This window comes from Ruegeria sp. HKCCD7251, assembly GCF_013031165.1.
Lineage (GTDB): Bacteria > Pseudomonadota > Alphaproteobacteria > Rhodobacterales > Rhodobacteraceae > Ruegeria.
In genome coordinates this window covers 273165-286858 of sequence record NZ_WPZC01000001.1, presented here as the reverse complement: position 1 = coordinate 286858, position 13694 = coordinate 273165, and the positions used below count along the sequence as shown (strand labels likewise).

Genomic DNA, 13694 nt, shown 5'->3' with positions numbered 1-13694 from the left:
CCGGAAACCGACACACCGGGTACTCCTCCTCCCTTTCCCGGTGTTGAAAGCGCGCGGCGACGTCTCTCCTCCTCCCTGACGTCGCCGCGTCTTACAGATACCGGGATCAGACCCGGAGACGGATACATCGGGGCTCTCCTCCTCCCTGCCCTGATGTTGAAAGAGCGCGACGACACCTCTCCTCCTCCCTGGTGTCGTCGCGACTTACACATACCGGGATCAAACCCGGGTTCGGATACATCGGGACTCTCCTCCTCCCTGTCTCGATGTTGCAAAGAACGGCGGTTTCCTCTCCTCCTCCCTGGAAACCGCCGTTTTTCTTTGCCCAAAAACAAAAAAGGGGACGCAAACGCCCCCTGCTTCTTCTGTTAAAATACTTCGGAGCGCGAGGCAGAGCCTCGCAATAACTCAGAACGGCACGTCATCCTTGGCAGATAAGAACCGCGAGACGACCTTCTTCACCCCGGCCTTGTCGAAATCGACTTCGACCTTGTCACCCTCAATGCCAATCACCGCGCCATAGCCGAACTTCTGGTGAAAAACCCGTTCACCCAAGGTGAAACTGGCCACCGCTGTCGCATCAATCACAGTGTTCCGGCTTTCGCGGGGCTGAGACGTCCCATATTGCCCCTGACGCGCCTGCATCCTTTTCCAGCCCGGGGAATTATAGACATTCGCTTCGGCTGCTCGGCTTTCGATGCTGGCCGTAACCTGCCCCCCACCGTAAAGACCCGGAGGCGTCAGAACTTCCACGTGATCTTCCGGCAATTCATCAATGAATCGCGAAGGCATGGAGTTCTGCCACTGCCCGAACACCCGCCGATTTGCAGCAAAGGAAATCGTGCAAACTTCTTCGGCGCGGGTAATTCCCACATAGGCCAAACGCCGCTCTTCCTCGAGCCCCTTGATACCGGATTCGTCCATTGACCGCTGTGACGGGAACAAGCCATCCTCCCAGCCCGGCAGGAACACGGCTGGAAACTCCAACCCCTTGGCCGCATGCAGCGTCATGATCGAGACCTTGGCGCCGTCGCTGTCCTGCTCGTTATCCATAACCAGACTGACATGTTCCAAGAATCCTTGCAGATTCTCGAAATTGTCCAACTGATTGACCAGTTCCTTGAGGTTTTCCAACCGCCCCGGTGCCTCGGGCGTCTTTTCATTCTGCCAATGGGCCGTATAGCCGGATTCATCCAGAATGATCTGCGCCAGTTCGATATGCGATACTTCAGGCTCACCAAAACGAAGGGGTGCGCCGTCGTCGATGACCGTATCATCCTCGACCTCAATCCTCGGGCCGCGCGTCATCGCATTCCAGCGCGCCAGCCCCTCGATCAGCTCGCGCAGCGCCTTGCCGCCTTTGCCCTTAATTAGCCCATTGTCGACCGCAATCCGCGCGCCATCGACCAGCGAAACACCGTGTTCACGCGCGGTCATTTGGATAGTCTGCTGCGCCTTGTCGCCCAAACCTCGTTTCGGCGTGTTCACAATCCGCTCAAACGCCAGATCGTCGCCGGGGCTGACCACCAGCCGGAAATAGGCCATGGCATCGCGAACCTCCATCCGCTCATAGAACCGAGGGCCACCGATCACCTTATAAGGCAGGCCAATGGTCAGAAACCGATCCTCGAACGCGCGCATCTGGTGCGAGGCGCGGACAAGAATGGCGATCTCATCCAGATTCATAGGACGAATTCCGCGCGTTCCACCCTGCAAGGCGTCGATTTCCTCACCGATCCAACGGGCCTCTTCCTCGCCATCCCAGTGGCCGATCAGATTGACCTTGTGGCCGTCTTCGGCATCCGTCCACAGCTCTTTGCCCAGACGGTTTTCATTGCCGCGAATGACGTTCGAAGCTGCGGCCAGAATATGCGGGGTCGAGCGGTAATTCTGTTCCAGCCGCACCACGAACGCGCCTGGGAAATCCTTTTCGAACCGAAGGATGTTGCCCACCTCGGCCCCGCGCCAGCCATAGATCGACTGGTCATCATCGCCCACGCAACAGATATTCTTATGCGCCCCGGCCAACAGCCGCAGCCACAGGTATTGGGCGACGTTGGTATCCTGATACTCGTCCACCAGAATGTACCGGAACCAGCGTTGATATTGCTCAAGAACATCCGCGTGGGTCTGAAAAATCGTGACCATGTGCAACAGGAGGTCACCGAAATCGACCGCGTTCAGCTCACGTAGGCGGGTTTGGTATTGGGCATACAGCGCAATACCTTTGTTGTTATACGCCCCCGCATCTGCAGCGGGCACCTTATCGGGTGTCAGAGCACGGTTCTTCCAATCGTCGATAATCCCCGCCAGCATTCGCGCGGGCCAGCGTTTGTCATCAATATTGGCCGCTTGGATTAGTTGCTTGAGCAGCCGTAGCTGATCATCCGTATCCAGAATGGTGAAATTCGATTTCAGATCGACCAGTTCCGCGTGACGGCGCAGCAGCTTGACGCAGATCGAGTGAAACGTCCCCAGCCACGGCATCCCCTCGGCGGGTTGTCCTAGCAGGCGGCCCACACGTTCTTTCATCTCGCGCGCGGCCTTATTGGTGAAAGTGACCGACAAAATTTCGTTGGGTCGCGCGCGTCCAGCACTGAGCAGATGGGCTATCCGCGCCGTCAGCGCCTTGGTTTTACCTGTCCCGGCACCAGCCAACATCAGCACAGGACCATCCAACCGCTCGACAGCTTCACGCTGCGCTGGATTCAATTCGTCCAGATAAGGCATAGGCCGCGCGGCCATGGCCCGCGCAGACAGCGATGCGCCTTCGAAGGCGTCCATTTCGTCGAAACTGCTCATATCGTCAAACTACGCTGGTTACGCCGCGAGGGAAAGAGTTTGTTCACGCCTTGTTCACAAGACATTCCGCATTGATTTCACACCAATTCTACTCGGATTGGTATGGTGGCCCGACAGACCGTTGGCCTTCTTTCAACGCTTGCGTGCGATGTTTACCGTCGGATTTACGGGTGCCAGAAAGTGAAACCAAACGCGCCAAAAGGGTAATGTCCTTGCCGAATCGCGCCTTAGGTCTGATCAATCCGTATGGAACTACACAGCAGCTATCCCGGAATTGCCGACCTAAAACGCCGCGCCAAACGCAGGATTCCGCATTTCGTGTGGGAGTATCTGGATAGCGGAACCGGGTCCGAGGCAACTTTGCAACGCAACAGGGTCTCACTGGATCGCATGGGGTTTCTGCCGTCGATCCTGCATGGCCCGTTGGAGTTTGACACACAGCGTCAATTTTTGGGTCAAACCTATCCATTGCCGTTTGGAGTCGCACCGATCGGCATGGCGGGGTTGATCTGGCCCGACGCCGAGGGGTTGTTAGCCCGGGCGGCAGCGACGGCTGGCCTACCCTTTACCCTGTCAAACGTCGCCACGCAAAGCCCCGAGGATGTGGCCCCTCATCTGGGACAGAATGCGTGGTTTCAGCTTTACCCGCCCAAAGACCCCGACATTCGCCGGGACTTGCTGGATCGAGTAAAACAGGCGGGATTTTCGACACTGGTAATGACTGCTGATGTTCCCGTTGCGTCACGACGCGAACGCCAGACGCGGTCTGGCCTGACCAACCCGCCTAAACTGACCCCGCGCTTGCTAATGCAGATTGCGCAGCGTCCGGCATGGGCCATGGCAATGGCACGCAATGGCCCGCCAAGGATGCGGACACTGGACAAGTACACCGACAACTCCAGCAACCTGCCCCCGACAGCGCATGTCGGGTATCTGCTCAGAACATCGCCAGATATGGAGTATGTGCACTGGCTGCGCGATGCATGGGATGGCAATCTGATCGTCAAAGGCGTGATGCGGGCCGAGGATGCAGAGCCCCTTAAGAAGGCTGGTGTTGACGCGATCTGGATTTCGAATCACGGCGGGCGGCAGTTTGATGGAGCACCATCCAGTATTGAGGCCCTGCCAGCGATCCGGGCGGCGACCGACCTTCCCCTTATCTTCGACAGCGGGGTTGAAAGCGGGCTGGACATACTGCGTGCGCTGGCACTTGGGGCTGATTTTGTCATGCTGGGCCGTGGCTTCATGTACGGTTTGGCCGCATTAGGTCAGAATGGACCCGCGCATGTGATCGACATTTTGCGGCAGGATCTACAGGCGAATATGGGCCAACTGGGCGCCGAAAATCTGGGGCAAATCCCACCTAGCCTAACACTGGATTGATGCCGCAGCGCAGCGCGTGTAATAAGATAGCGCTAACAGAAGGCGTTTGCGAGCGTTAACATGCCGGTTCTACCCAGAACGACTGATTTACGTGCGCGTATTGTCCGCCTATCAACACGGCCAAAGAAGTAGGACCGGGACCTGACATGACCGACTTTAACAAGATCCTGATCGCCAACCGCGGCGAGATTGCCATTCGCGTGATGCGCGCGGCCAACGAGATGGGCAAACGCACCGTCGCTGTCTTCGCCGAAGAAGACAAGCTGGGCCTGCATCGCTTCAAGGCGGATGAGGCATATCGCATCGGTGAAGGGATGGGCCCGGTTGCAGCATATCTCAGCATTGATGAGATCATTCGCGTCGCCAAGGAATGCGGTGCTGATGCGATCCATCCCGGTTACGGCCTGTTGTCGGAAAATCCCGATTTCGTGGATGCCTGTGTGCAAAACGGCATCACCTTCATCGGCCCCAAGGCCGAAACAATGCGCGCCCTTGGTGACAAGGCCAGTGCCAGGCGCGTTGCGATTGAGGCAGGCGTGCCGGTCATCCCGGCGACCGAGGTTCTAGGTGACGACATGGATGCGATCCGTGCTGAGGCCGCCGAGATCGGCTATCCCTTGATGCTGAAAGCATCTTGGGGCGGCGGCGGACGCGGGATGCGCCCCATCGAATCCGAGGATGAGTTGGAAGAAAAAGTTCTGGAAGGCCGCCGCGAGGCCGAAGCCGCCTTTGGCAATGGCGAAGGCTATCTGGAAAAGATGATCACCCGCGCCCGCCATGTCGAAGTGCAGATTCTGGGCGACAAGCATGGTGAGATTTACCACCTCTATGAACGCGACTGCTCGGTGCAGCGCCGCAACCAGAAGGTTGTGGAACGCGCCCCTGCCCCGTATCTTTCCGACGAACAGCGTGCAGAGATCTGTGAGTTGGGCCGCAAGATCTGCGCCCATGTGAACTACGAATGCGCGGGCACGGTCGAATTCCTGATGGATATGGAAACCCGCAAGTTCTACTTCATCGAAGTGAACCCCCGCGTACAGGTCGAACACACCGTCACCGAGGAAGTCACCGGTATCGACATCGTGCAGGCGCAGATTCTGATCGCCGAGGGGAAGACTCTGGCCGAGGCCACCGGAGCGGCCAGCCAGTCGGATGTGCATCTGAACGGCCACGCGCTGCAGACCCGCGTCACCACCGAGGACCCGCAGAACAACTTCATCCCCGATTATGGCCGCATCACTGCTTATCGCTCGGCCACCGGGATGGGCATCCGTCTGGATGGAGGCACGGCCTACGCAGGTGGGGTGATCACGCGGTATTACGACTCGTTGCTGACCAAGGTGACGGCCAAGGCCCCCACGCCGCAGGCCGCAATAGCGCGGATGGACCGCGCCCTGCGCGAATTCCGTATTCGCGGCGTCAGCACCAATATCGACTTTGTTATCAACCTGCTGAAACACCCGACCTTCCTGTCGAACGAATACACCACCAAATTCATCGACACGACGCCCGACTTGTTCAGCTTTCAGCGCCGCCGCGACCGGGGCACCAAGGTTCTGACCTATATCGCGGACATCACCGTGAACGGGCATCCCGAAACCAAGGACCGCCCCGAACCCCGCGCCGACCTCAAAGAGGCCAAGCCCCCGGCACTGAAGGCCGAGCCGCAGATGGGCACGCGCAACCTGCTTGAACAAAAAGGTCCGCACGCCGTGGCTGACTGGATGAAGGCCCAGCGGCAGTTGCTGATCACCGACACGACCATGCGCGACGGGCATCAGTCGCTGTTGGCGACCCGGATGCGGTCAATCGACATGATCAAGGTCGCTCCGACTTATGCGGCGAACCTGCCGCAACTGTTCAGCGTAGAATGCTGGGGCGGTGCGACGTTCGACGTGGCTTATCGGTTCCTTCAGGAATGCCCGTGGCAACGACTGCGCGACCTGCGCGAGGCGATGCCGAACCTGATGACCCAGATGCTGCTGCGTGGCGCGAACGGGGTTGGGTATACCAACTATCCCGACAATGTGGTGCAGGAGTTCGTCCGGCAAGCATCGCAGAACATCGACGTGTTCCGTGTGTTCGACTCGCTCAACTGGGTCGAGAATATGCGAGTAGCTATGGATGCAGTCGTCGAGAACGGCAAAATCTGTGAAGGCACCGTTTGCTATACCGGCGATATTCTGGACCCCGATCGTGCCAAGTATGACCTGAAATATTATGTCGGCATGGCGAAAGAGCTGCGCGACGCGGGCGCGCATGTGCTGGGACTGAAGGATATGGCGGGGCTGATGAAGCCAGCCTCGGCCAAGATTCTGATCCGCGCGCTGAAAGAAGAGGTTGGGCTGCCGATCCATTTCCACACCCACGACACCGCAGGTATCGCCAGCGCCACCATTCTGGCGGCGTCCGAGGCGGGCGTGGACGCGGTGGATTGCGCCATGGACAGCTTCAGCGGCAACACCTCTCAGGCGACGTTGGGCACCGTGGTAGAGGCCCTGCGCCACACCGATCGCGACACCGGGCTGGACATCAAGGCGATCCGTGAGATCAGCGATTATTTCGAGGCCGTGCGCGGTCAGTACGCGGCCTTCGAATCCGGCCTTCAGGCCCCGGCGTCTGAAGTGTATTTGCACGAAATGCCCGGCGGTCAGTTTACCAACCTCAAGGCGCAAGCACGGTCTTTGGGGCTGGAGGAACGCTGGCACGAGGTCGCGCAGATGTACGCGGACGTGAACCAGATGTTCGGTGATATCGTGAAAGTGACGCCCTCGTCCAAGGTGGTGGGTGACATGGCGCTGATGATGGTCAGCCAGGGCCTGACACGCGCCGACGTGGAAAGCGCGGACACGGATGTGGCATTCCCCGACTCGGTCGTCGATATGATGCGCGGCAATCTGGGCCAACCTCCGGGCGGGTTCCCCGATACGATCATCAAGAAGGTGCTGAAGGACGAAGCCCCCAACACCGAACGCCCCGGAAAGGACGTGCCCGCCGTCGATCTTGAGGCTACCCGCGCCGAGTTGTCCAAACAGTTGGAAGGTAAAGAGGTCGATGATGAGGACCTGAACGGGTACCTGATGTATCCCAAGGTGTTCCTCGACTATATGGGCCGCCACCGGGTCTATGGTCCGGTCCGGACCCTTCCCACGCGCACCTTCTTCTATGGCATGGACCCCGGCGAAGAGATCACGGCCGAAATCGACCCCGGAAAGACGCTGGAAATCCGCTGTCAGGCAATCGGTGAGACTGACGAGAATGGTGAGGTCAAAGTGTTCTTTGAACTCAACGGCCAACCCCGCGTGATCCGGGTTCCCAACCGACTGGTGACGTCATCCACACAGGCCCGACCCAAGGCCGAGGCGGGCAATCCCAACCATATCGGCGCGCCAATGCCGGGGGTTGTTGCGACCGTAGCCGTATCCGCCGGTCAAGAGGTCAAAGAAGGTGATCTGTTGCTAACCATCGAAGCCATGAAGATGGAAACCGGCATCCATGCCGAACGTGACGCGGTGGTCAAGGCCACTCATGTCCAGCCCGGTGGCCAGATTGACGCAAAGGACCTGCTGGTCGAACTGGAGTGAACGCTCTAGTTTCTTGATCAAGTGACGGGCCGCTCGGACAACCGGGCGGCCTTTTTCGTAAGTTAAGGAAGGAAACCATGTTGTCCATTACACCGATCTACGCCGCTTTGCTGGCAATCGTTTATGTCTTTCTCAGCGGATGGGTCATCAATACGCGCCGGACACAGAAGATTTCCTACGGCGACTCTGGTGACGACAGTATGCTCAAGTCCATTCGCACGCATTCCAACTTTGCGGAATACGCGCCGTTTGCCTTGTTGCTGATCGCGATGGTCGAGCTTCAGGGTGCCGGGGGCGTATTGGTGAACATTCTGGGCCTTGGCCTACTGACGGGCAGGGTGTTCCACGCCTATGGGTTCGGCAAAACACCGCAGATCGTCATTCTGCGTCAGATGGGCATGATTCTGACATTCGCTGTTTTGCTGATTGCTGCTGTCGCCAACCTTGTTCTAGCGCTTTGAGTTGTTCTCGGGCTGAAACGCCGAAAGGCGTTCAACCTGTCAGAGGTTTGGACACTATCGTATGGGCCGACGTCCAGACCTGAGTTGGCTCGACGCTCTGCTCTGCTGGAATATGCGATAAGATCGCGGCAATTGTCATTAAAATGGCCAATGCCGTGATTTTGTATCTTTCTTTGGGTTTCACCTGTCACCTCCGTCGTTTTTTGCAACTCTCTGAACCTTCAACGCATTCACAGAAGAGTTCCGTCGCCAAAAAAGAAATTTTCCAAGAGATGCGTTTTTCCGCTTGCAGCCCCGCTTGGGAATTTATACATCCCTCCTCACTCAACGGCGCGGGCGTAGCTCAGGGGTAGAGCATAACCTTGCCAAGGTTAGGGTCGGGCGTTCGAATCGCCTCGCCCGCTCCATTGAGAGGTCTTTAGGACCGACACATATGTATCTGATGCGGGCGTAGCTCAGGGGTAGAGCATAACCTTGCCAAGGTTAGGGTCGGGCGTTCGAATCGCCTCGCCCGCTCCAGATACGATTGTTTCCTAAACTTTTCTGGTTTCCTGCCGAATGTTGCGCCATTGTATTGGCATTAACGATTGCAGGATTTTAACGATGTCAGATTATTCTATCCGGCCCCTTTCGGCCGTAGAGTTGCAGTATGCCGTCGATTGGGCAGGCAGCGAAGGATGGAATCCGGGCTTGCGCGATGCAGAATGTTTCCGCTCCACCGACCCGGAAGGGTTCTTGGGCGGGTTCCTTGATGGGGATATGATCGCCTCGGTTTCAGCGGTGAACTACGATGACGCGTTTGCCTTCCTGGGTTTTTACATCGTGCGCCCCGAGTTTCGTCACCACGGTCACGGGCTAGAGATCGCGCAGCATGCTCTAGCGCATTGCGAGGGGCGCAATATGGGGCTGGATGGCGTGGTCGAGCAGCAGGACAACTACCGAAAGTCAGGCTTTTCCTTTGCCTATAACAATTATCGGTTCGGCGGGACTATCGGTGAAGTCCTACCGGAACTTGGTCAGGTGCTGGGTAACGGCGTTGCACCACTGGAATCTGCCACAAACGCGCTGCGCGCCTATGATCGTAAATTGTTCCCTGCCCCGCGCGACGCGTTCCTGCAAAGCTGGCTGGGCGCATCGGATCATATTTCACGCGTTTATTCCGAGAACGGTCAGATAAAGGGCTATGCCACCCTGCGCCCCTGCCGATCGGGTTACAAGGTTGGTCCACTTTTTGCGGATGAGGTTGGCATCGCGCAGGCACTTTTGGCCAGCTTACTGGCCGCTGTACCCCAAGATCATCACGATCACGACGTCTTTGTCGACATGCCACAACCCAACGATGCCGCGTTTGCAATGGCCAGACAGTTAGGGTTGACCAAAGTCTTCGAAACCGCCCGGATGTATTCCGATCACGAACCGGAAATTGACCTCAACCGAATCTTCGGAGTGACCACGTTCGAACTTGGCTAACGCCAGGTTTCGAGACCCCGCTTCGACGTCCAACCTTATGCGCAGGGACTTTATGCATGCTGGGAGAACACCAAAAACGGCTGTTGCAGGACATGTTCGAGAACCTGCCGGGGATCAGCTTTTTGATCCTGTCCCGTGCCACTGACGATTTGCGTCTGGCCGGGTGGGTCGGAACCGTGCTCGCGACCCTTGTGTGCCTGGCGTATGTCAAACGGGTTCTGCGCGCACATCCCATCTTGTTGGGGATCAATATTTTCATGGTGGTCATAACACCTTTGATCGAAATTCTGGTGCTGTCCGGCAGCCGGAACGCAGCTGATCTATTGATCGGCAATATCGACTCACTTGTGCTGGGCAGTGTTTTCTTAACGGGCGTTGTGTTGACCCTGTTCACAGCCAAAGGCTTTCTGACCTATGACGCAAAAAGCGCCAAGCAAACGCGCATCCATTCCACGGCAATGTTGGCGCTGTGCGTCGCCGGGATTGTCTGGTCCGCAGCCATGGGACAGAACTACCTGATAACGCTGGCGGTTCCGCTCATGGTGCTTTTTGGATGTCAGCGCTTTCTGCGTGCGGGCGCGACAGACCGTCAATCGCGCGGAGGCGTTTTACTAAGCGGGACCATACCGATGGACCCGCCCGCCGAGACTGTCGCCTGATCTAGAACGCCTTGAATGTCATCGTGGTCAGCGACCTTTCTATATTCGGTATCACCAGCAGATGTTCGTTGATGAAATGCCCGACATCTTCGGTCTCGGGGATATAGAGCTTTAGCAGCAGATCGTATTCGCCGCTGGTCGAATACAGCTCGGAATGGATTTCGCGCAGGGCGATTTCCTCGGCCACCTTGTATGTTGTGCCGGGTTTGCAGCGGATTTGGATGAAGACGCAGGTGGACATGGGCCGAGCCTTGGTTGTTCAGGTTGCTTGCAGGCTGGCACGGGCCGCGCCGGGGTGCAATCCCCTGCAACAGTTTGGCGGGAAAGACAGATGCGGTCTGGAAAGTGCTGCCCCTCCGCGTCTATAAGCGCGGCTGTAGCAAAAGGAATTCGCCCATGCGCAGCGCAAAGATCAGCCGTCAGACCGCCGAGACCGAAATCTCGGTCGAGGTCAATCTGGACGGCACCGGCCAGTATGACAACCAGACAGGCGTCGGGTTCTTCGATCACATGCTGGACCAGCTTGCGCGCCATTCGCTGATCGACATGACGATCCGCGCCAAGGGTGATTACCACATCGACGACCACCACACCGTCGAGGATACGGGGATTGCGCTCGGTCAGGCGCTGACGCAGGCGTTGGGTGACAAGAAGGGCATCCGCCGGTATGGCGAATGCCACCTGCCTATGGATGATGCGCAGGTACGCTGCGCGCTGGACCTGTCTGGCCGTCCGTTCCTGATCTGGAATGTCGACCTGCCCACGCCCAAGATCGGCACGTTCGACACCGAATTAGTGCGTGAGTTCTTTCAGGCGCTGGCCACCCATGGCGGCATCACACTGCATATCGACCAATTGCACGGGTTCAACAGCCACCACATTGCCGAGGCAGCGTTCAAGGCGGTCGCGCGCGCGTTGCGTCTGGCGGTTGAAACCGACCCGCGCAAGGCCGATGCGATTCCGTCCACCAAGGGCGCGCTGTAAATGCTGACAGCCATTATCGACTATGAGAGCGGCAATCTGCACTCGGCAGAGAAGGCGTTTCAACGCATGGCGAGCGAGTTGAATGCGGGCGAGGTGGTTGTGACCTCGGACGCAGACGTCGTTGCGCGCGCGGATCGTCTGGTTCTGCCGGGCGACGGCGCGTTTCCCGCCTGCGCTGCCGAGTTGCGGGGCCACAAAGGTATTTATGACGCCATGGTCGAGGCGGTTGAGCAAAAGGGGCGACCGTTTCTGGGTATCTGCGTCGGGATGCAGCTGATGGCGTCAAAAGGCCATGAATACACCGAGACTGACGGTCTGAACTGGGTTGCCGGGGACGTGGTGCGCATCGCCCCTTCTGACAGCGCGCTAAAGGTGCCGCATATGGGCTGGAATAATCTGGTTCTCGAATGTGATCACCCGGTCTTTGACGGGGTGAAGTCGGGCGACCATACCTATTTCGTCCACTCCTACCATTTTCGCGTCACCGATCCGGCGCAACGGCTGGCCTATGTGGATTATGGTCAGGAAGTCACGGCCGTGATCGGCCGCGACACGATGATTGGTATGCAATTTCATCCCGAAAAAAGCCAGGATGTGGGCCTGCGTATGATCGGGAATTTCCTTACCTGGGCCCCCTGAGCCCTTATTGAACGCGGGTCCAGGTCTGACCACGGCAGACCAGACCACCCGCGACACAACCCTTGACGGTCAGCGCATTCTGGCTGTCCAGCGTCATCTTCGAGTTATAGGTCTTGTCCCGGTCCGGCGCCCAGATCTTGCCGTTGTCATAAGCGCCGTTGCCCTCGGGCTCCATGTCCCAGATGATCTTTTTGCCCAGGTTCTCATAGGAAAGTTGCTGATTGCCGTTGCCATCAAACGCGGTGTCGATGGTACCGCAGATCGCACTGCCGCACGGTGCAATCGTCACGTGCAGATAGCCGCCTTCGTCGCCGGGTTCGGTCTTCCACAGACCGTCAACTGGGTCAGCCGATGCAACCGTGGAAAAAACGCACAGGGCTGCCGCTGCAATGATTGAGTGTTTCATGATGTTCTCCCTTAGATGGCGGTACTGTGTCGCGCAGCAACCGAACCGGCAAGATTAACCCCACGTCGCGTTGCATCCCCTATCCGGCTTGTGCGATATCCCGCGCGTACAACTCTGATATAGGGCCGCCTAAAATGATCCTCTACCCCGCTATCGACCTCAAAGACGGCCAGGCCGTGCGCCTGCTGCGCGGTGAAATGGACAAGGCAACCGTATTCAACGAAGACCCTGCGGCGCAGGCCAAAGCCTTCGTTGATGCCGGTTGTGACTGGCTGCATCTGGTTGATCTGAACGGTGCCTTCGCGGGCGAGCCTGTAAATGCTGCACCGGTCGAGGCGATTCTGGCGGCCTGCAACGTACCCGCACAACTGGGCGGCGGCATCCGCGACATGGCCACCATCGAAACTTGGATCAACAAAGGACTGGCGCGGGTTATTCTGGGCACTGTGGCAGTCGAGAACCCTGACCTGGTGCGTGAAGCCGCGCGTGAATTCCCCGGCAAAGTCGCCGTGGGCATCGATGCCCGCAACGGCATGGTTGCCACCAAAGGCTGGGCCGAAGAAACGGACGTGCAAGTAACCGATCTTGCCCGCAGCTTCGAGGACGCGGGCGTTGCGGCCATCATCTATACTGACATCAACCGCGACGGAGCCATGCAGGGCCCCAATATCGAGGCAACTGCCGACCTTGCCCGGGCCGTGTCAATTCCAGTGATCGCGTCAGGCGGCGTCAGCTCTTTGGACGATCTGATCGCTCTGCGTGATTGCGGCGTGGAACTGGACGGCGCGATTTCAGGGCGCGCACTTTACGACGGCGCGATTGATCTGGCCGAAGCCATCCGCGCCCTGAACTAGGTTACTGCGCGGCCGCAGCAGTCAACTTGGCCAATGCGCCGCGCATTTTGTCGATCACCGGCGAATTCTCGACCTCGTCCAACTCGTCCATTGTCTCTTTGGGGTCTTCATAGGCCAGCCAAACCTGACCATCAGCGTCTTGATAGGCCTGAATCTTCAATGGCAGGAACAGGCCGGCCCTCGGGTCGATCTGCATCGCGGGTGTGCCCAACGCAGGATTGCCAAAGATCAGGACCTGATTGGCGGGGATCGGGGTACCAACTTTTTCGGCACCGGCTGCATGGTCGACCCGGGCGAATACGGTTGCGCCCGCATTGCCAACGGCTGCCTCGAGCGCATCCAGTGCTTCAGCGACAGATTTGTCTGTAGGGATTTTGATAATATCGTCAGCCATAGCGGACAGAGTACCTCCGAAAATCAGAAACGTTGCCAGTATCAGTTTGTGCATATCG

The 13694-nt window shown here is 58.1% G+C and carries 12 protein-coding genes and 2 tRNA genes; 10 read left to right on the top strand and 4 right to left on the bottom strand.

Annotation, left to right across the window (positions count from 1 at the left end):
- Window positions 1-408: 408 nt before the first annotated feature.
- Window positions 409-2802 carry an ATP-dependent helicase gene (locus tag GOX75_RS01445; RefSeq protein WP_171120630.1) on the bottom strand — a complete coding sequence of 798 codons (2394 nt, stop codon included), beginning with the start codon at window positions 2800-2802 and terminating at the stop codon, window positions 409-411.
- Window positions 2803-3048: 246 nt separating this feature from the next.
- Here GOX75_RS01445 and GOX75_RS01440 point away from each other — a divergent pair, with 246 nt between their 5' ends.
- From GOX75_RS01440 to GOX75_RS01410, 7 genes are all read left to right on the top strand, one after another.
- Entirely contained in the window at window positions 3049-4185 is a 1137-nt protein-coding gene (locus GOX75_RS01440) for an alpha-hydroxy acid oxidase (protein WP_171120628.1), read from the top strand.
- Window positions 4186-4331: 146 nt separating this feature from the next.
- Window positions 4332-7769 carry a pyruvate carboxylase gene (locus GOX75_RS01435; RefSeq protein ID WP_171120626.1) on the top strand — a complete coding sequence of 1146 codons (3438 nt, stop codon included), beginning with the start codon at window positions 4332-4334 and terminating at the stop codon, window positions 7767-7769.
- A 77-nt stretch (window positions 7770-7846) separates the two neighbouring features.
- Entirely contained in the window at window positions 7847-8230 is a 384-nt protein-coding gene (locus GOX75_RS01430) for an MAPEG family protein (RefSeq protein WP_171120624.1), read from the top strand.
- A gap of 332 nt (window positions 8231-8562) precedes the next feature.
- Window positions 8563-8637: transfer RNA gene (locus tag GOX75_RS01425), tRNA-Gly, on the top strand.
- Between the two features lie 37 nt (window positions 8638-8674).
- Window positions 8675-8749, top strand: a tRNA-Gly gene (locus GOX75_RS01420).
- An 84-nt stretch (window positions 8750-8833) separates the two neighbouring features.
- Complete coding sequence (locus GOX75_RS01415) at window positions 8834-9700, top strand: GNAT family N-acetyltransferase (protein WP_171120623.1); 867 nt, start codon at window positions 8834-8836, stop codon at window positions 9698-9700.
- A 56-nt stretch (window positions 9701-9756) separates the two neighbouring features.
- The gene (locus GOX75_RS01410) at window positions 9757-10359 is read left to right on the top strand and encodes a hypothetical protein (RefSeq protein ID WP_171120621.1); all 603 of its coding nucleotides are present in this window, start codon (window positions 9757-9759) and stop codon (window positions 10357-10359) included.
- A 1-nt stretch (window position 10360) separates the two neighbouring features.
- Here GOX75_RS01410 and GOX75_RS01405 read toward each other — a convergent pair whose 3' ends face one another.
- On the bottom strand, window positions 10361-10600 hold the full coding sequence (locus GOX75_RS01405; protein WP_050602861.1) for an Lrp/AsnC family transcriptional regulator: 240 nt from the start codon (window positions 10598-10600) through the stop codon (window positions 10361-10363).
- A 155-nt stretch (window positions 10601-10755) separates the two neighbouring features.
- On the opposite strand from GOX75_RS01405, the gene hisB reads away from it, so the two are divergent.
- Entirely contained in the window at window positions 10756-11343 is a 588-nt protein-coding gene (hisB, locus tag GOX75_RS01400) for an imidazoleglycerol-phosphate dehydratase HisB (protein ID WP_171120619.1), read from the top strand.
- On the top strand, window positions 11344-11982 hold the full coding sequence (gene hisH / locus GOX75_RS01395; protein WP_171120617.1) for an imidazole glycerol phosphate synthase subunit HisH: 639 nt from the start codon (window positions 11344-11346) through the stop codon (window positions 11980-11982).
- Window positions 11983-11986: 4 nt separating this feature from the next.
- Here the strand turns inward: hisH and GOX75_RS01390 are convergent, their stop codons facing one another.
- Complete coding sequence (locus GOX75_RS01390; protein WP_171120614.1) at window positions 11987-12388, bottom strand: DUF2147 domain-containing protein; 402 nt, start codon at window positions 12386-12388, stop codon at window positions 11987-11989.
- Between the two features lie 134 nt (window positions 12389-12522).
- Between GOX75_RS01390 and hisA the strand changes: the two genes are divergently transcribed.
- Entirely contained in the window at window positions 12523-13242 is a 720-nt protein-coding gene (hisA, locus tag GOX75_RS01385) for a 1-(5-phosphoribosyl)-5-[(5-phosphoribosylamino)methylideneamino]imidazole-4-carboxamide isomerase (protein ID WP_171120610.1), read from the top strand.
- A gap of 1 nt (window position 13243) precedes the next feature.
- On the opposite strand, the gene GOX75_RS01380 is transcribed toward hisA, so the two are convergent.
- Window positions 13244-13690: a DUF302 domain-containing protein gene (locus GOX75_RS01380; RefSeq protein ID WP_254428666.1), complete on the bottom strand. Its 447-nt coding sequence runs from the start codon at window positions 13688-13690 to the stop codon at window positions 13244-13246.
- Window positions 13691-13694 lie beyond the last annotated feature (4 nt).